Source organism: Corynebacterium casei LMG S-19264, from assembly GCF_000550785.1.
GTDB lineage: Bacteria > Actinomycetota > Actinomycetes > Mycobacteriales > Mycobacteriaceae > Corynebacterium > Corynebacterium casei.
In genome coordinates, this window is record NZ_CP004350.1 from 804,377 (window position 1) to 822,324 (window position 17,948).

The 17,948-nt window shown below is 53.1% G+C and carries 13 protein-coding genes and 1 pseudogene; 2 read left to right on the plus strand and 12 right to left on the minus strand.

Going from position 1 to position 17,948, the window contains the following annotated elements; genetic code table 11:
* Positions 1-120: 120 nt before the first annotated feature.
* The 3 genes from CCASEI_RS03900 to CCASEI_RS03910 form a co-directional block, all read right to left on the minus strand.
* On the minus strand, positions 121-1,779 hold the full coding sequence (locus CCASEI_RS03900; protein WP_006822478.1) for a UvrD-helicase domain-containing protein: 1,659 nt from the start codon (positions 1,777-1,779) through the stop codon (positions 121-123).
* Entirely contained in the window at positions 1,776-3,698 is a 1,923-nt protein-coding gene (locus CCASEI_RS03905; protein ID WP_025387188.1) for an ATP-dependent nuclease, read from the minus strand. The genes CCASEI_RS03900 and CCASEI_RS03905 overlap by 4 nt, the downstream gene beginning before the upstream one ends.
* 61 nt (positions 3,699-3,759) lie before the next feature.
* The gene (locus tag CCASEI_RS03910; RefSeq protein WP_139017141.1) at positions 3,760-4,140 is read right to left on the minus strand and encodes a hypothetical protein; all 381 of its coding nucleotides are present in this window, start codon (positions 4,138-4,140) and stop codon (positions 3,760-3,762) included.
* Positions 4,141-4,266: 126 nt separating this feature from the next.
* Here CCASEI_RS03910 and CCASEI_RS03915 point away from each other — a divergent pair, with 126 nt between their 5' ends.
* A complete protein-coding gene (locus CCASEI_RS03915) occupies positions 4,267-5,055 on the plus strand; it encodes an Abi family protein (protein ID WP_006822476.1) in 789 nt (262 codons plus the stop codon).
* Between the two features lie 284 nt (positions 5,056-5,339).
* Here CCASEI_RS03915 and CCASEI_RS03920 read toward each other — a convergent pair whose 3' ends face one another.
* On the minus strand, positions 5,340-6,569 hold the full coding sequence (locus CCASEI_RS03920; RefSeq protein WP_025387190.1) for an IS110 family RNA-guided transposase: 1,230 nt from the start codon (positions 6,567-6,569) through the stop codon (positions 5,340-5,342).
* 392 nt (positions 6,570-6,961) lie between these two features.
* Between CCASEI_RS03920 and CCASEI_RS03925 the strand changes: the two genes are divergently transcribed.
* Entirely contained in the window at positions 6,962-8,197 is a 1,236-nt protein-coding gene (locus CCASEI_RS03925; protein WP_025387191.1) for an IS256 family transposase, read from the plus strand.
* Positions 8,198-8,253: 56 nt separating this feature from the next.
* Here CCASEI_RS03925 and CCASEI_RS03930 read toward each other — a convergent pair whose 3' ends face one another.
* From CCASEI_RS03930 to CCASEI_RS03965, 8 genes and pseudogenes are all read right to left on the minus strand, one after another.
* Entirely contained in the window at positions 8,254-9,198 is a 945-nt protein-coding gene (locus CCASEI_RS03930; protein ID WP_025387192.1) for a nucleotidyl transferase AbiEii/AbiGii toxin family protein, read from the minus strand.
* Positions 9,191-10,237: a type IV toxin-antitoxin system AbiEi family antitoxin domain-containing protein gene (locus CCASEI_RS03935; protein WP_006821296.1), complete on the minus strand. Its 1,047-nt coding sequence runs from the start codon at positions 10,235-10,237 to the stop codon at positions 9,191-9,193. Before CCASEI_RS03935 ends, CCASEI_RS03930 begins: the two co-directional genes overlap by 8 nt.
* 872 nt (positions 10,238-11,109) lie before the next feature.
* Positions 11,110-14,258, minus strand: a pseudogene (locus CCASEI_RS03940) (DUF3427 domain-containing protein).
* Positions 14,255-14,647, minus strand: a complete 393-nt coding sequence (locus tag CCASEI_RS03945; protein ID WP_025387193.1) for a (deoxy)nucleoside triphosphate pyrophosphohydrolase — start codon at positions 14,645-14,647, stop codon at positions 14,255-14,257. The pseudogene CCASEI_RS03940 and the gene CCASEI_RS03945 overlap by 4 nt, the downstream one beginning before the upstream one ends.
* A gap of 48 nt (positions 14,648-14,695) precedes the next feature.
* Positions 14,696-15,088, minus strand: coding sequence for a D-ribose pyranase (gene rbsD, locus CCASEI_RS03950; protein WP_025387194.1), 393 nt, complete (start codon positions 15,086-15,088; stop codon positions 14,696-14,698).
* A complete protein-coding gene (locus CCASEI_RS03955; RefSeq protein WP_025387195.1) occupies positions 15,081-15,992 on the minus strand; it encodes a ribokinase in 912 nt (303 codons plus the stop codon). Before CCASEI_RS03955 ends, rbsD begins: the two co-directional genes overlap by 8 nt.
* Positions 15,993-16,937 carry a substrate-binding domain-containing protein gene (locus CCASEI_RS03960; protein ID WP_051461182.1) on the minus strand — a complete coding sequence of 315 codons (945 nt, stop codon included), beginning with the start codon at positions 16,935-16,937 and terminating at the stop codon, positions 15,993-15,995.
* Between the two features lie 98 nt (positions 16,938-17,035).
* A complete protein-coding gene (locus tag CCASEI_RS03965; protein ID WP_035094069.1) occupies positions 17,036-17,947 on the minus strand; it encodes an ABC transporter permease in 912 nt (303 codons plus the stop codon).
* Position 17,948: the final 1 nt, after the last annotated feature.

The following is a 17,948-nucleotide window of genomic DNA, read 5'->3' on the forward strand; positions in this document are numbered from 1 at the left end:
AAATGAAGCTTGCATCTTCGACCTAGTACAAACACAGAACCGGACCGAATATAGCTGGTTCTCGACTTATGATCAGTACGATTGTCGAAACTGCTTTACCGCTCACACGTCTCTACGCCACTAATCACCACGACCAAAGTTTATGAACCTCTGGTGTTGAGTTCTAAACTCGTCCCACCTTTTAACATGCCCTATAGGGCGTGGTCGAAATCGAGCCCAGGTCAAAACTAAATGGTTTTTCGCACGTGAGACAGCAACAAAGTACTCAGCTAGAGAATTCGATTTATCTCCCCAAAACATCTCATTCTCAACCCCTAAAATGATGACTTTTTCGAATTCCAGTCCTTTGCATTTGTGGATGTTCAGGAAGCGAACAGCCTCCTTTCCTGACAGACGTTTCAGCGCCACAACTACATCTCCACAGTTAGAAAGCTCCTGCTCGAAAGCATCAAGCGCTTGATGGATTACTTCGTCGAGCCTTTGGCCCTGCTGGTAGCTAGGAGACAAGGCCACAAGGGTCGGGCGGGATATAAGAGACAGAAATTTCTCGGTCCATATAGACCAGAATTGTGGCGCTGAGTGATCGCCTTCAGAAACCCGAACCTTCTGGCGTGCCTCCTGGAGTAAGTTTTTCAGGCGACGGTCAAACTGCAGGCTCTCTTCTTCCGGCAAATTGGAGCGGTTAGAAAACCGCATAAGCTCGACATACGCATCAGCCTGTCCATCACCAGCTATGACACGAAGGAAGTTGAACACCAACACTGCGGCTGGTTCAGCATTCAAGTCCTGACTTTCTTGTTCGTTGCGAAAAGGGATACCACGCTTGGCAAGCTCCTCGCCAAGCGGCGCCGTGTAAAGCCCCGCCTGTTGACGCACCAAGACTGCAATCTCACCCGGATCCACTCCTTCGTCGAGCCAGTCTTGAATACGTTCCGCTAGGGTTTCAGACTCCTCGGAGCTAGTATCAAATCCCCTTATTTCAACGACACCGTCGTCTCCAGTCAGTTCTTGGCCGGGGCTAACCGCGGCAGGATCCATCTCCGCAATCATGCGATTTTGCATCCTGCGCAGGCGAGGCGCTGACCTGAAGTTCTGATAGAGAGGCAGTGGGATTGCTGAAAAATCATCTGCGAATGTATGGAGGATTCCATTTAAGGCACCGGCCCACGTCATGATCTTTTGTTTTCCGTCTCCCACTGCTGTCAGAAAGGTACGCGAGTCCCAGAAGAGTTCTTTTAGCAGGTTATATTGGGGGGCTGTTGCATCCTGGAATTCATCGAGAAAAACGTGACTGTAGGTCTGTCGGATCCCGTTTTTGGCATAGCGATTGGATTTCAGAATTTCCAGGGCGAGTGGGACGAGGTCATCGAAAGTTATCTGTTCATACTGAATTTGGTTATGCACATCCAGTCGATAATTGGGGGAAAGCGCATTTTGTCCGGTCAAAGCGGGGCGATAATTGTCGACAATCCGTTTCGCGAATGCATGGAATGTGAAACTATCAAATTGAGCCGCAAGTTGACTTCCCACACGTCGACGTACTCGCTCACGGAGGTTTCGGGCAGCATCAACCTTAAATGAGATGGCGAGGATGCGACGGGGGTAGGGGCATGCCCCAGTGCGGAGCAGGAAATCCGCGCGTTGCGCCAGTAGTTCCGTTTTTCCAGCGCCCGGCCCTGCCGCCACTACAATATTTTTCCCTGTACTAGTCACAGCGGTTAAAGCATAGGGTTCCAGCGCCAGCCCATCGGACGGACACCATTCCTCAGGGCGAATCACTCGGGTAGTCCCATCAATTTCGCGTCTACATGCTTAATCAGTCGCTTAAAAACTGCGGGCAATCCTTCGCAGAGTTCTTCATCGGTGAGCATTGAGAGCGCGCGTAGGTGAGTGGCAGGCTTACTCTTCAAATTAAAGTTTTCGTGGTAATCGCCAAAAAGCGACAGCACTTTCGGGTTAAGGAGATCTTTGTTGACATGAGATTTTCCCAGTACCGCTACAATCTCCTTCTTGTCCGGAGTCGATCGCTCAACATCGTAGGCGTCTGGAAACGCCTCAAGCATTAACAAATCCAAGTCTACTGGATTAGAGAAAAACACCCCTTGTTGTTCGAGATCCCATATAGGCCCCTTACCCCTCGGAAACTGAGGGAAGGAGTCTGTGGAATCCCATTTAGGAAGATTGTTAAGCTCTTCCCTTGGGTAGGTCTTCGGCTTTACCTTGTTGATCTGATTGAGGGCATAGCGGACGCGTCCCCACCCGGCTTGGTACCGACCGCTGTCCAGGTCGAGGAGTGTGACATGGGGGATATTCAACTCGTTGAGTAGTCTCCAAAAATGATTCACATGGCGTCCCCCGAGGGGTACTACCGAGACAGAAGCATCGTCCTCAGCAATTCCTGCAGCCGCCAGAATCCGGGGAAGCACCACTTGTTCGCTGTCACCTTCACCAAGGATGACCAGCCGTGAGAAATATAACTCAGGGTATGCTTGCACAGCTTCTCGGACATGCTTAGCAGCCTCGTCATCATCCTCCGGCAAGAGGACGCGATGGACAGTCGTTTCTCGCTCTGAGTTCAGCCGCAAGAAGCAGACCGACTCCGGCTTGACTCGACGCAGCAATGTTGAAGCATGAGTGGCGATCAGAGCCTGCAGATCACCCTCGGAGCATGCATTATGCAGCTGTCGGATGATCCGCCCAAGATACTGAGGTGCAAGACTATTCTCTGGCTCTTCCAATGCGATAATTGTATGGACTGGAGGTCGTAGCCGAGTTGGATCGAGCGATGCCTCTTCATTTCTTAACACCCGCCGAGCTAACGACTGCCAGGCAAGTACGAGTGAGATATACAGAAGGGACTTCTGTCCATCACTAAGAAGGTCGAAGGGCAATGAGGCCCCATCATGAGATGGAGAGAAATGGATAGTGAGCTGGCGGAGTACTCCCTCTAATTCTCCCCGCCCGAAAGTTATTGTCGGTTCTGTGAAGAATTCACCCCGATGGAGTCCGCCCCATTCTTTCGTCAGAGAGAGCCCCATACTCGATACCGCACTGTTAGAGGTAAGAGCATCGGTGAGCTGTTCAGAAAGGTCAGAAAGAGTCGTGCGTTCTTGCGACCAGTCCGCTGCTCGCAGAGTTCGACCGATTAAAGATGTAGCCGTGTAAGCAATGTGTTCACTGGGGTTACGCCGTGCCGGAAGATAATGCACCTCAATGTATCCCCGGTCGTAACGGGACATTTCGGAACAAACTGTCGGTTCCCCTGATTCATCTACCTGACGTATATACTCGATTCTTTCTTCGACAACTCCGTCTAAGGCAAGCTTGGCTGTTAATCGCACACGAACTTTCGGCACCCTATCAGCACTCTCGATCATCATGTGGTGGAAGTTGGGCGGAATGGATGCGTAATAACCCTCAGAATCTGCTTCTGGAAACTCAATGTCTACCTCAATCCAGAGGACTGGTTCCTCATCCTGGAGCTCGGACCGACTATGGTCCATAGGTACATGAAAATCACTGATACGAACTGTTCGCTGGGCCGTAACCGGGCTAAACATGCGCGACAGCGCCTCGAGGACCGCAGTCTTCCCTGCGCCGTTTGGTCCCAGAACATATGTCATATCGGCGAGATTAAGGATAGTCGGCGTGGGGCCAAAGGATTGAAAATTACTAATCCGTAAAATAGTGAATTTCATATTTTTCTTTCGTATATCTTGGCAAGAAGAGATCATCCGCAGGCTTGGGCCATCTTTCCCTCTACCCCAAATCATTCACTAAAACAGCCTGCCGTGATGCAGCTAGATAATCATAGCCTGGAAATGATCCCGCTTGATTGTTTTTTGGAACCTTCCTCGATGCGGCACTAGATTCGGGCAACTGGTCTGCGTCGATTAGCTCTGCGTTTAGGATGCGGTCGAGAATTTCCTGCTGAACAGCACCGTGTTTCATTATCAAGGTCAAAATGCGGAGAAGATCCAGGAGCTCGTCGTTCCACGTGGTAGTGCGGATGCGATCCAGTGGCACCCCAGCGACTCCAGTGATAATTGTAGTTCTAGCCTGACCCGGATCTGGCGTTAGCGCATTATGTATATTTTCGGGTGTGGCGGTTTCTGCTCGATGATTTATGAGATGGATCATAACGCGAAAACGCCCCCGTCGCGATGCTTCAGGTTGGGCCTGGTATTCGGACGAGAGCGCTTTCTATATGGGGTTCAGTATGCCACTTATGACATCTGCCCTCTCGTTAGATGAGAGTATAGATCTATGGCGAGAAAATCAAGGGGGCATGCACAACGCGACCAGAATGTCCTTGAGCACATTGGCACAGACCGTATGCACTCCTATCTCGCGGAAGTGCAAGGGCATCCTGGTCGCGCCCTTAATCTCTACCGGTGGAACGCTGAATTGTCTTCATCATTCTGGCCACTTATTTCGGTGACTGAAGTCAGCCTTCGTAACGCTCTCGACGAATACCTCGGGCAGTGGTGCCAGAACAACGGCGGCCACCGTGATTGGCTGTTGCGTATTGACCAAGCTCCCCGTGACCTCAAGGACGAATTTGGCGGGAAGGCCCGGACGTTTAGAAGCCGGGCAGACGACGCCAAGAAGATCCGTGACACCGGTACTGGACTAACGATTGTGCCACATCGCCGACAGAACGCCCCCTTAACCAACGGCGACATTCTCTCCCAGATAACCCTCGGAGAATGGGGGAATGTCATCCCCTCCGCTCCAAGGCCCCTTGATGACGGATCAATAGCCCTTTTTCCCGATCCCACTACAGCGCAGCGACGAGAACGACTCTGGAACCAGGTGATTTGCCGAGCTTTTCCTGCCGGTGAACAACCCTACGCGCTGGCAGGAGATATTAATCGGTTGAAACTCTTCCGCAATCGGATCGCTCACCATGAACCCATTTTTGCGGTCAACTACCGACGCCATAGGAATGACTTGCTTAGGGTACTTCGCAGTGTGGCGCCACCGGTTCATGAGTGGTACACCTCCAGTGATCCGCTGCCGGAAGTATTCAGGAATGATCCCCGCAACTCCTGATGGCTGCTGTGGCTATCGCGGAATCCCCCTCGTCACATAAGTGTGCTCTATCGGAAGATACCTTCGGTATGTTGATCAGTTTCTGACGTCACACTTGTTTATGGGCGTTATCTAAAAATTGCTGTGAGTTCGCTGACCCTACTGGTGCTGGAGGAATGCTGGCAGTAAACAACAGTCACTGATTAAATAATTTCTGGTGGGGCAACTACGACAATGGGGGCACTTTCTTAGGTTACTGCTCCCAGCGTTGCAGATCGGGGTGGTTGTGATGCTCCTATAGTGTGTCAAGCGGTTTTCAGGAATTTTTCGTAGGCCGACGCTAATTCCGTTAACGGACGTTTTCCAGTCTCGATGTCACTGATCCTCGCCGGGGCGCACCCTAAATGTTGCGCTACGTACACCTGGGTGAGCTGCTTCGCGATGCGCAGTTCTTTCAGCTCATCTCGCCGAAGATCCCTCGGTTGGGGCGTACTGCGCTTGGTACAGATCACGCGGTAGACCTCTCTGATGATGGCTCGCTTGAGGCAGCGAATAATTTCCTTTTTCGACAACCCTTCTGCGGTGCGCCTAGCGACGTAGGCTTTGGTGCGTTGGTCATAGCGCATCCTCACAAGAGCAATCCGATACAACGCCGAGTTCGCACGCCGGTCACCACCACGATTAAGCCGGTGCCGGTTGGTTCGCCCAGAGCTTGCCGGCAATGGAGCCACCCCACACAAGTTCGCCAGCGCTGCTTCCGAGTGAATGCGCTCAGGATTATCTCCGATGCTGATCAACAGATCAGCGGAAACAAGAGCCCCACATCCTACGATATTGCTGACATGAGGATTGATCATTGACACCAGAGCAGCGATCCGGGCTTCCAACTCATCACACTGCACCCGCAACGCGCGGTAGGTCGTGGCCAGAATCTTCAGGCTGGTCAGCACACCATTTCGCGGATCGCTAAGATCCGGCGATGGACGGCAGTACACCAATGCGTTGACAAGGGTGTGGTTAGTCATAGTTCCGTAGCGGGCGCGGATATCATTAGGGGCTGTGACCAGCATCGACTTTATCGTCGTGATGAGTGTCGTGGTGGTGGACACCAGCTGTTTCCGGGTGATCTGTAACGCTCGTAACGACTCCACCGGGCCTGTGGAATCTTTAGGCGTGCTCAGTCCTTCACCTGACAGGACCTGTCGCGCGGCGGCAAGGGCATCCACCGGATCTGACTTCCCGTCCCGGCGTCGGATGCTGCGCTTCGGGCGCAGGACTTCAACTACCGTGTAGCCACGGTCTATCAGGTGCCGGGTTAATCCGGCACCGAAAGAGTTGGTTCCTTCTACTCCGACGGTGCCGACACCGTGCTTGTTAAGAAACTCGGTGAGGTGTGTGTAGCCGGCCCTGGTGGTGGGAAAGGTTTCGGTGGCCAGATGCCGGCCGGTTGCAGTCACCGTGGCAACGGTGTGGGTGTCGGTGTGGGTGTCGACCCCAGCAACGGGTTTTGCAGAGAAATCGATGTCTGTGGTCATGGCTGTCAGCGCTTTCGTATAGGGAAATGGTGAAGGTAGCCGCTGATCCGAGGGTTCGGGCAGACAAGACACTGATGGGACTAGTACCATGACACCTGCCAGGGTGGTCACGGTGAGAGGTCACGCTCCTATAAAGTCATGACCGAATCACCGGATCGCGGTGCGGGGCGAGAACCAGCCCGGAAGACAGATCGCAACGAAGGCACACAATCAGATTGTGACCAGTCCGCTAGTGGGTCATTCCGAGTGGTTCTTGTCCCGCACTCTCTATTATCAGTGTCCCGTAGCGTGGTGTATCTGTAACTACCGGTGAGGGCCTGATGAATGCATGAGGCGACCACCGTAGTACCTTTCGATTCCATAACCACACTTCCTCGAAAGGGATAACCACGATGGCCGCTGCCCCTTATTCTATAGACCCGACTACCTACTTAGACGAATTGCTTGCCCAAGCATCGCCTGATCTGATGCGCGAGATGCTTCAAGGTTTCATTAACCAAATCCTGTCGACTCAAGCTGACCAGGTCTGCGGCGCTGAATACGCCACCTCCTCTGAGTCTCGTACTAACGTCCGCAATGGCTACCGCCACCGTGACCTGGATACTCGTGTGGGCACCATTGATGTCGCCGTGCCCAAACTGCGCACCGGCTCGTTCTTCCCAGATTGGCTACTTCAACGACGCACCCGGGCAGAACGCGCACTAACGACCGTGATCGCCACCTGCTACCTGAAAGGCGTATCGACTCGCAGGATGAACGATCTCGTCGCCAGTTTGGGAATCAATAACCTGTCGAAGTCACAGGTATCCGAGATGGCGAAAGACCTTGACGGCATGGTCGAAGATTTCCGCACTCGCCCGCTAGATACCGGACCCTACCTCTATGTTTCCTGTGACGCGTTGACCATGAAAGTCCGTGAAGGCGGGCGGGTGGTCAAAACCTCCGTACTACTAGCCACCGGTGTTAACGCCGAAGGCTACAGGGAACTACTTGGCATGCAGGTCGCTACCTCTGAATCAGTGGCCTCGTGGACCGGGTTCTTTAGAGATCTCAAAGCCCGCGGACTTAACGAGGTCTACCTCGTGACCAGTGACGCCCATTTGGGCATCCAGCATGCCATTGGTGAAGTACTACCGAATGCGTCCTGGCAACGGTGTCGTACGCATTTTGCCAAGAACCTCTCGTCGATGGTGCCGAAGACGCAATGGCCGACGCTATCGGCAATGTTTCATACCATCTTTCAACAACCCGATGCGCAGGCAGTATGGAATCAAGCCCGGGAGGTCGTGGCTTTTTGCGAGGAAAAGTTCCCGCACGTTGCTCACTACCTGGAAGAAGCCCTCGAGGAACTCCTAGCGTTTACTCATGCTCCGAAATCAGTGTGGACCAAAATCTGGTCGAATAACCCGACCGAGAGACATAATCGGGAGATCCGTCGGCGTACGGATGTCGTAGGTATTTTCCCTAACCGTGACGCGGTTATCCGTCTCGTCGGTGCGGTACTGGCTGAACAGCATGATGACTGGATTCAGCAAAATCGCTACATGTCACTGACCAGCCTGGAACACACCAAGGCGATGATCAACGCCAACGTCATCGACGCCGACAACACTCAGGAGGTTGCATGAACCGGCAACAGCACCGGCAACGAGCCGGCCCCTGAAGACCAATTTCACTGCTTGTTTTATCGAAAGGCAGAAACACCACTCAACCGGACTTGACCATCGGGGTTCCAAGTCCCTGAAATGCCTTTACCTGAAAGTAGGTCGTTAAGGCATTTTCCCACGGTCTCTAACGCCACCTCTAGTTTTTGGTAGATGGCAGGAAAGTCTGCAGCGGAACGTGCCTGTTTGGAGTAGCCTTTCTCCCATTTGGGCCCTGGGACTTCAAGACTCTTGGGGAGGACGACAGTTGGCCGGTTTTCGTTTTCTCGAGAAACTAGCTTCGACAGCTTTTTCGCATCCAGGGGTTGGGAAGTGGTAATGCGGACGAGATCAATAAGGTCATGAAATCTGGTAGAGGCTTCAGTCCCTCGATGAAGTTCGTAGCAAGCGCACAGCTTATCGGCCATTACGTTTTCTACTGCAACCATCGAAACAATAGTCCCTGGAGGCAGGCTCTCATGTTCAATAACTGGTGCAATAGGCACCTGATCAACCGGACAATCTAGATGTTGTTGAGTGGATAGATCCAAACTGAAATCAACAATTTTGTAACCCCCGATGTTCATGGCCACCTTGATAGAATCTCTAGTGAGATCTTGGGGGTCTTGATTATCACGCGCAGGCTCTTTCAGTACAAAACTAAAGTCAGGATCAGTCGGGCCCGGGGTGTTGACGAAGTGGCTGAGTTCCTTTAAAGCTTCTGACGGTTGAAGATGATCATTCCGAGCAAGATCAATATCCTTACTACGGCGACCAGAACCAATACGCAGCAATAAACTTGTTCCGCCTTTGAGTACCCAGGGGCATTCGGCGTGAGAAAACAGCCTGGTGAGAAACATATCGAAAGCAAACTGATGCTGAACATTAAGGGCTGCTACTTTCTGATTCTGCGCCTCTTTGCGAAGTTTATTTAGAAGCTGGGTGCGCTTACGGGCAGTTTCTAGCGCTCTTTGTGAGTTATTCATCGTCGCCCTTTGCGTCATTGTGGTTTGCAGCCGTTTCCCCCTTATTATCTGCAATGTCTCCCCATATTAAATCCCAGTTTATCTTCGGAGAGATAGTTTGCATTATCTCAGACAGTTGGGAAGTGGTATCTAGCGCAGGTATTGCAAAAGACGGAAAGGAACCTGATATTTCTGCCAGCAGTTCTGCGTTTTTCTGCATAGCGGATTTCCATGGAGGATCTGGGAAGGATCCAATAATTGGCCTGGCCATATTCATGTACGAATCGGCTAAGGAGCTTTTGAGTATGGAAGCGTGAAGTTCTCTATTTAATGCCGCCATAGGATTCTCAAACACGCCATTGCTAGGGTTTCCCAAGGCTTGGACTAGAGCTGAGAACTGGGATGCTTCAGTGCTGCTTGCATCTGCCGGGAACCGACGTATGGATTCTGCGATAAGTTCCTCACCACTACTGTGGCCGTAGTTATGGGAATGAGAGAATAGAGCCTGTGCTAAATCGGAAATTTTGACACGATGATCGTGGATCGCGTCGGCAATTGCATGATGGAGTTGATCTCCATCTAAGTGATCTTTTGCGAGATCAGTTATGGTCCGTATCGGGGATGTTACTGGGATTCCCTCGATAACGGTGATGTCGGACGTGGGGATGCTTGCCATACGATGCCGAATGTCGGCAGCAGAGGTTTGTTTGCGTAAAGAAGATGTGAACGTGTGTACAGCCGGTGTGATATCCCCTAAATTTAATACACTGGCTGCCGAAACATGAGAAACCACAATCGGAGACTCGTCTTTTAGTCTATCTTCCCCCAGAATCCGCGGTGATGTTGATAGCCATGCAGCCCTAATCTCTGTCAGTGAATCTTCTGCAACTCCGGCAAGGATATAAACGCCGCGTCGCACCCGTCGAATAACGTCTCTTTGGAACAGTCTGGTCATCGTCGTGGTATCTACGCCAGAATCAGCAGCCTGTGCAGAGGTGACGAGGCCATGCTGTAAGTATCCAAAAGCATCGAGAATTGGTTGAGCATCAGAAGCACGCATGTAGTAAAACTATCAGAGATGCCGATGGAATTCTATGTTTACTACATCCAGAATGTAGCAAACATAGCTTCTCCTAGCGATCTGATCCTATGTTTACTACATTCTGGATGTAGTAAACATAGTTTCTTTCGTCTCCCGGGTTTGTGTTGGAACCGTCTCAAGGACGAGATCTGCCGCCCGCTTCCCCTAGCTATCTAGCTGAAGTGTGGAAGGGTCTGGCACTTTCTCGTATTCTGAACGAAACCGCGGCTGCTTTTCGACATAATCCCTGATGGAAGAATCAGAGGCTCCGAGTGCGCTGGCTAACCAAATTTGCACGATTAAACTTGTTCGATCGTTAGTCTTAGCGATTTCTGCTGTTGGAGGAATTGTGCGGCTTAAATGTTTCATTGCTTGGTATGCTTTATTCGCATCTGAAACCCACTGGGGTGGTCTGGATTTTAGGCACAAACTGGAACAAGTCGTGGTTTTGCAGTGCCCGTGTCATTTAAGTCTATGCTACGACCACGAGGCGCTTCTTGTTAATCCTAGGTGGTGGCGACGGGTGTGCCCGTGATGAACTGTCGGTTGAACACCTTGAGAGCTTCGCGAGATGGCTCACCAGAAAAAGTTTTATTGATGGTCTTCACATCACGGTTTTTAAACGCGTATGCCAGAGAATTTAGACCGAGATCTGAGAGCAAAGAGCGCTCTTTTCAGGTAATGCGGCCTATAGAATCGTCGCCAGTGGATGTGGTGAATGGTCAAGTTCATTTGAGTGGTGTTTCTCCCTTTAGGAACTCACAACGAACATCATTTCTTATGGACAAGACATCCAAGCTAAAAGGGTGACTACTATTCGGGGCAATCACACTTAAGAAATCTAAAATCTCTTATGCAACAGTACGGCCGTCAACAAAGACCTTCTTGGGCATAGGCCTATGCAAAGCCCATTCAAATTGGATGGGCTTTTCGCCTCTGTGGGAGACATAGTCAATCTTGCCCAGGAAAGCATAGGCAGCTGCTGTACCCACCTCATTGTCACTGTGGAACCGCGAATGCTATTTCCGCGCTCTTTGTGGTGGATGTAGCGCTGACCTGACGGACTTGCCAGCGTGGTGCGGTTTTGAGATTCCCAATGTAAAAGCTCCGGCGAGATCGGATAGTCGCGGTAGTCGGTGGCAGCGCTTGTGCCTGCTCGCTTTTTAAAAGTCACGAGGAAAAGGTCAGTGCGCAGCTTTTCGATGTATCGTACGCCCTCGCGCGGCAATGAAATCATGTCTTTCAAAGGTTTATCTTCTAAAGCACCGATGAGCTCCGCCAAGGAGTAATCCGCATGAGACTGCAAGATACTTACCCCAGAAGCCTGCGGAACAACGCGGGAAGCACTAATGCCGTATTCCATAATCTGGCGTAGTTCTTCGCGCACGGCAGGGAAGCGGCGCAGGAGATTCACGGCTTCGGCGAAGCCTGCCGGAAGAAGATTTTGCGGTTGGTTCGCCCAGAAAGACAGCACGAGCATTCGTGCATAGGAGCGCAGTTCTTCATCGAATGAAACAGGGTCAGGTCCTACCGGATCTAATACACGCAAGTAGTTCTCTGCCCGCGCGCGGTCGTTGATGTGCAGCATGGTGCGCAGCCTTTTTAGCAGAAACTCTTCCGTAGTGCGGTCTTGTTCTGGAACTGGAACAAACGCTTCGGGGGCATCGATATTTTCTGTCTCGCGCACCAGCCGTGTCCAGGAATATTGATTGGAGCTGCGGGTTTTATATAGGTCTGAAATTGGGATACCGGACTCGGCGAGAAACTCTGAGAGATCCGTGGTGTTAATATCCGCTGCCAGTGCTTTGATTTTCTTCAAAGAACTGCTGGCGGCATTGCGGATATTTTTCAATACCTGTTCCTGGGTTACGCGGTCCAAGCTGATGTTGGACCCAGCAGGCATGGAGCGAAAGCCTGCTTCGATTTCCTGGATGAGGTGAGTGCCACGCTTTTTGGTGAGTGCTTGGTAGCGCTCGGTGAAATCGAATTGGTTATTTTGCTGGCCGATGAAATCTAAAACCACGCAGGCATCTTTGCCGTGGGAAAGCCTCAACCCACGGCCGAGCTGTTGGACAAATAGTACCGGCGATTGCGAAGGACGCAGCAGCAACAAGGTGTTGAGCTCAGGGATATCCACGCCTTCGTTGAAAAGATCGACGGAGAGGATCGCCTTGATGACCCCGCTGCGCAAATCCGCGATGGCCTGTTGGCGCTGCGGTAGGGAAGTACCGCCGTGGACAGCGCGAGCAGGTAGCCCAAAAGTATTAAATTGTGCGGCCATGTATTCGGCATGCGCGATGGAAACACAAAAGCCCAAGGCTTTGAGCTGCGAGATATCTAAAACGCGCTTTTGAATCTCGTTGATAATAAATTTGGTGCGTTTCTCACCGGCGTGCACATAAAGGTCACTTAGCTCCGCGGTATCGTATGCCTTCTGCGTACGATTCCACGTTAGACCGCTAAGGTCCGTGCCATCGGCGATTCCGTAGTAGTGCATCGGCGTAAGTAACTGCAGGTGCAAAGCATCCCACAGGCGCAGCTCGTGGGCTACGCGGTAATCAAAGAATTTCTGCACATTCTCGCCATCGGACCGCTCCGGGGTAGCGGTTAACCCGAGCAGTTCTACGGGCTCAAGATGATCTAATAGACGCCGGTAGGTCGCAGCTTCAGCGTGGTGGAACTCATCGATCACGACAAAATCAAAGTGCTTCGCTGGTAATCTATCCAGCACCGACTGCTTGAGCGATTGCACGCTGGCGAAGACAAAATCCCACTCGTGCGGGCGTTGACCACCCACCAAGAGCTCGCCGAAACCAGGATCGGATAAAACTTCGCGGTACGTTCTTTGCGCCTGCTTCAAAATCCTTTCCTGGTGCGCGACAAAGAGCAGCCGCGGGCGACGTCCCAGTCCTTCGCTGAAATTACGATAATCCAGCGCCGCCACCACGGTCTTTCCTGTACCTGTGGCCGCTACCAGTAGATTGCGGTGCCGGTCTTTGACATTGCGCTCTGCATCGAGTGCTTCGAGCATTTCCTGTTGGTATGGATAAGGCTCCACGCGCAGCCCGGATAGTTCTAAACGTTCGTTTTCGCGACCGCCGCTACGTGCTTCGACAAGGCTTTTGTCTAAACGGGAAAAATCACGGTCGGGTTTAAATTCCACGAAGTGGTTATCGTGCCAGTAGGAATCGAAAGTCTTGATGAACTTATCGATGATTTCCGGGGTCGCAGGGCTCGAGCCACGCACATTCCATTCCCAGCCATCAATCAATGCCGAGCGAGAGAGGTTGGAACTGCCGATAAAGGCAGTATCGAAACCAGAATTGCGGCGAAATAACCAGGCTTTGGCGTGTAGCCGCGTGCTTTTGTGCTCGTAGCTAACACGAACCTTCGCGCCATAGCGTTCAACCAGTGCTTTTACCGCAGCTGCTTCGGTAGCGCCGCAGTAGGTAGATGTAATCACCCGCAGAGGAATCCCATGGTCGCGTAAAAATTCAAGCTGGTCATTGAGTACCGAGATACCGGAATTTTTCACAAATGCGCACAGCAGATCCACCGAATCAGCGGTTTTAATCTCCCGAGCTAACTCCCTAGACAGGTTGGTATCGCCAATGGCGTTAGTAAATAAGGCGCTGGAGTGGAAAGGAACCTCGGGCAGGGCGGGGGCTGCAGCTAACTCGGTATCGAAGATGGCATAGAGCAGCTCTTCAGAATCAATGACCTCATCGTTGCCCAAAACCTTGGTGATGGAATTGATAAGCGCTAGCCGCTCCGCTGGGCTACCCAGCTCAGCCAGACGCTGTTCTAAAACCCTGGAAATGCCCCGCGACACGGCAACTTGGTAGCGGTGCGCGTTAACTTCATCGTGTTCATCGATAAGCCGAATGCCGGCAGTCGGGTGCGCGCTCTTCGTGTGTGTTAGTCTCTCGCGAACCCGCGCGGTAACTGGGGTTTCATAGACTCCGAAAGGCAAGACGGAATCATCATGGTTGCTGCTCATAGACGATCCACCACCATGTTCACCGCGGGGATATCGGCTGGTGCCCACCGCAACGCTAGGTCTTCTTCTTTTCTCACCCACCGGGTTTCATCGTGGTCAACCAGCTGCGGAGTGCCGTCGAGGATCTCGCAGTAGTAGGTGGTTAATTCAATGGTGGCAAAGTCATACTCGTGCGTTGTGGTGGTGATTTTTTCGCCCACATGCGCGCGAAGAGATAATTCTTCGGAAATCTCCCGGGCAAGAGCTTGCTTAGCGCTCTCGCCAGCTTCGATCTTGCCGCCGGGAAATTCCCAGTACCCAGCCAAAGATGTGCCGGGGGCTTTGCGGCAGGCCAGCACCTTGCTTCCACGGCAAAAGACGGCGGCCACAACGCGAATGACTTTACTCATTGCTCCATTATGGACCACCGCCTGGAGTTTGCTGTGATTGAAAGTGCTCTAGAAGGGCACCCCGCAGCGGAAGATGACATTGGCAAAAGGCGTGGTATCGCCGGTGCGAATGATCAGCTTGGCACCTGTAAGCGATGCTTTGAGCTCTTCATGGCTGATATAGGTCACGGCGGTATCAGCCAGCTTGCCGGTTTCTTGCACCAAAGAGACAAACTCCGCAGGGCTTTCCGATGCCACCGTAGCACCCTCCACGACTAACTCCGCCATGACCGCGCGGATGACATCGTCCATGGAAGGAAGACCAAAGGTGATGCTTAGATCGACGACTGCGACATCTTTTGGCAACGGCAAACCTGCATCGGCGAAGACTAACGCGTCCGTATGTCCCAGATGGGAGACTGCTTCATTAAGCTGCGGGTTTAAAAGGCCGCGTTTAAGCATCTGTCACCTCTCCTAAAACATCCGATGGCTGGGGATACGAGGCCTGCGCACCATTTTTCAGCGTGGAGGTAGCACCCACGCGTGCGGCAAAAGATGCTGCCTGCACGAGGTCGTCGCCTTCTAACAAGCGCGCACACAGCGCACCTGCGAAAGCATCACCCGCGCCAGTGGTGTCCACGGCTGTGACCTTCGGCGTTGGAATATCGATGAGTTCCTTATCTGCTGCTACCAGTGCACCTTGGGCGCCGAGGGTGAGAACAACGGAGTTAAAGCCGGCATCGATAAGCGCTTGTGCGAGATCCTTTGGCGCATCCGATGCAGCCTGTACTCCCAGCTGGTCCAAGATAAGGCCTGCTTCGTGCTCATTGGCTAGCAGCGGGTCGGCTGCGAGCAAGGCATTTTTATCCACCTCAATAACAGGCGCGAGGTTGACAATAACCCGGCCTTTGGCGGCTGCGACGGCAGCGGCGAAACCATCGGCAGGGATTTCGCCCTGCAAAAGCACGAACTCGGCTTGCGCAATCGTAGCGCTGCGCTCGGCAACGAAGTGAGAATCGACATGCGCATTCGCGCCGGGAATAACCACAATCGTGTTCTCACCATCATCCGAAACAGTAATGATGGCAAGACCCGTGGTGTCATCCACCTCAGCCACATCGGCTAAGTCCACACCAGATTCTTTCAAGTGCTTCAACGCCGGCTCAACATACGGATCCTGGCCAACCGCGCCCACAAACTTGACGTTCGCGCCAAGATAAGCCGCAGCAACAGCCTGGTTTGCGCCCTTGCCGCCTGCGGTAATTCCGCCACCAGAGCCCAGCAAAGTCTCACCAGGGTTAGGGTGGCGTTGCACACGCGCGGTTAGGTCAGCGTTGATAGAACCGACAACAGTAAGTGTTCCCATTTATTTGAACTCAGCTACGTTTTCGTTGGTGACAGTGACAACCTCAACTGGAACCTCTTCTTCAGGGGTTTCGCCATCGAGGATAGCGGCAGCCTGCTCAACCGCGCGTGCGCCCAGCTCATCTGGCTGCTGCGCGATGGTTCCTTCCATCTTGCCGTCCTCAACCGCGGTCAGACCGTCAGCAGTGCCGTCGAAGCCGAAGACTTTAACTTCTTCACCCGCGCGGGCGCCAAGAGCCTCAATAGCGCCGAGTGCCATCTCATCATTTTCGGCGAAGATAGCCTTGATGTTTGGGTTAGCTTGCAACAGGTTGGTGGTCACGTTAAGGCCCTCGGTGCGGTCGAAGTTAGCGGTCTGCTTACCCACAACCTTGATGTTCGGGAATGCTGCGATGCCTTCTTCGAAGCCCTGGCCGCGGTCACGGGATGCGGAAGAACCGGCGATGCCCTGCAAAACAAGGATTTCGCCTTCCTCGCCGATTGCTGCAGCCAGAGCCTCAGCAGCTTGCTTGCCGCCGGCAACGTTATCGGATGCGACGAAACTTGCTACCTCACCGGAGTTGGAGGAGCGGTCCACAGCGATAACTGGGATGTCAGCGTTGTTCAAGGACTGCACGGCGGAGCCCACAGCGTCGGAGTCGGTTGGGTTGACAATGACCACGTCAGCGCCGGAGGTTTCAGCGTTGCGCAGCTGGTCAGTCTGGGTTGCGGCGTCATCCGATGCATCCTGGATGTCCAGCTCAATTCCCAGTGCATCTGCCTTTGCCTGCGCGCCGTCGCGCAACTCAACGAAGAATGGGTTGGTCTGGGTAGACAGCGCCAGGGTTACGGAGTCGCCGGAACCTTCAGAGCTTTCGCCGCGGTTACATGCAACGGCGGTGAAAGACAGTGCCGCAACAGAAGTAATGGCCAGCGCCTTGCGTGCGGTGATGGAGAGATTAAACATGGTTGCTCCTTTTCAAAAGCAGTGTGAGGGGATGAGAAGAAAGGTTGAGGTAGAGCGGATATGAAGTTGTGAAGTTCTTTTTCGTAGTAGGACGAGCGCTACTGCGCTGTCCTATTACGGATGACATCGAAGCCCACGGCCAGTGCGATGACTAGGCCGATGACGATTTGCTGCCAGAAGGAAGAGACGTTCAGCAGGTTCAGGCCGTTGCGGATGACTGCGAGCAGCAGCGCGCCGACAAGGGTTCCGGTGGCGCGACCTTGACCGCCGGCGAGCGATGCACCGCCGATGACCACCGCGGCAATCGCGTCGAGCTCATAGCCAACACCGGCCTGCGGCTGCGCGGAGCTCAAGCGTCCCGCCATGACCAGACCGGCTAGCGCTGCGAAGAGTCCGGAGAGCGCGAAGACGGTGATCTGGATGCGCTTGACGGGCAGACCGGACAGGCGGGCTGCTTCGAGGTTGCCGCCGATGGCGTACATGGAACGGCCCAAAACGGTGCGCTCTAGGATGAACCAGCAGATAAGTCCAGCGATGACCATCATGACAATCGGGATTGGAATGCCCGCCACGGTGGAGCCCAACCAGTTCACGGAATCGGCGGTGCGGATAGGGGAGCCGTCAGAGATAACCAGGGTCGCGCCACGGGCGATGGACATCATGGCCAGTGTTGCGATGAAGGATGGAATCTTGCCATAAGCAGTGGCGATACCGCAGATCGCGCCGGCAAGCAAGCCGGTGAGCAGGCCGACAATCAGGGGGAGCCAGCCCGGCATGTTCAAATCCGTAAAGAAGGAGGCAGACACCATCGCGCCGAGTGCTGCGACCGAGCCGACGGATAGGTCAATGCCGGCGGTGATGATGACAAAGGTCATGCCAAACGCCAGGATGGCGACGGTTGCTGCCTGAATGCCGATGTTGAGGAAGTTGTTAACGGTCAAAAAGTGCGGGGTGGCAATGAACAGTGCCACGCACAAGATGATGAGGCCAACCAGTGCGCCGTTGTCCATG

Excerpts from the sequence above, each read along its gene's own strand:
- CCASEI_RS03905 (WP_025387188.1), bottom strand. The coding sequence starts at position 3,698 with ATGAAATTCACTATTTTACGGATTAGTAATTTTCAATCCTTTGGCCCC.
- CCASEI_RS03910 (WP_139017141.1), bottom strand. The coding sequence starts at position 4,140 with ATGATCCATCTCATAAATCATCGAGCAGAAACCGCCACACCCGAAAAT.
- CCASEI_RS03915 (WP_006822476.1), top strand. The coding sequence starts at position 4,267 with ATGGCGAGAAAATCAAGGGGGCATGCACAACGCGACCAGAATGTCCTT.
- CCASEI_RS03920 (WP_025387190.1), bottom strand. The coding sequence starts at position 6,569 with ATGACCACAGACATCGATTTCTCTGCAAAACCCGTTGCTGGGGTCGAC.
- CCASEI_RS03925 (WP_025387191.1), top strand. The coding sequence starts at position 6,962 with ATGGCCGCTGCCCCTTATTCTATAGACCCGACTACCTACTTAGACGAA.
- CCASEI_RS03930 (WP_025387192.1), bottom strand. The coding sequence starts at position 9,198 with ATGAATAACTCACAAAGAGCGCTAGAAACTGCCCGTAAGCGCACCCAG.
- CCASEI_RS03935 (WP_006821296.1), bottom strand. The coding sequence starts at position 10,237 with ATGCGTGCTTCTGATGCTCAACCAATTCTCGATGCTTTTGGATACTTA.
- CCASEI_RS03945 (WP_025387193.1), bottom strand. The coding sequence starts at position 14,647 with ATGAGTAAAGTCATTCGCGTTGTGGCCGCCGTCTTTTGCCGTGGAAGC.
- rbsD (WP_025387194.1), bottom strand. The coding sequence starts at position 15,088 with ATGCTTAAACGCGGCCTTTTAAACCCGCAGCTTAATGAAGCAGTCTCC.
- CCASEI_RS03955 (WP_025387195.1), bottom strand. The coding sequence starts at position 15,992 with ATGGGAACACTTACTGTTGTCGGTTCTATCAACGCTGACCTAACCGCG.
- CCASEI_RS03960 (WP_051461182.1), bottom strand. The coding sequence starts at position 16,937 with ATGTTTAATCTCTCCATCACCGCACGCAAGGCGCTGGCCATTACTTCT.
- CCASEI_RS03965 (WP_035094069.1), bottom strand. The coding sequence starts at position 17,947 with ATGGACAACGGCGCACTGGTTGGCCTCATCATCTTGTGCGTGGCACTG.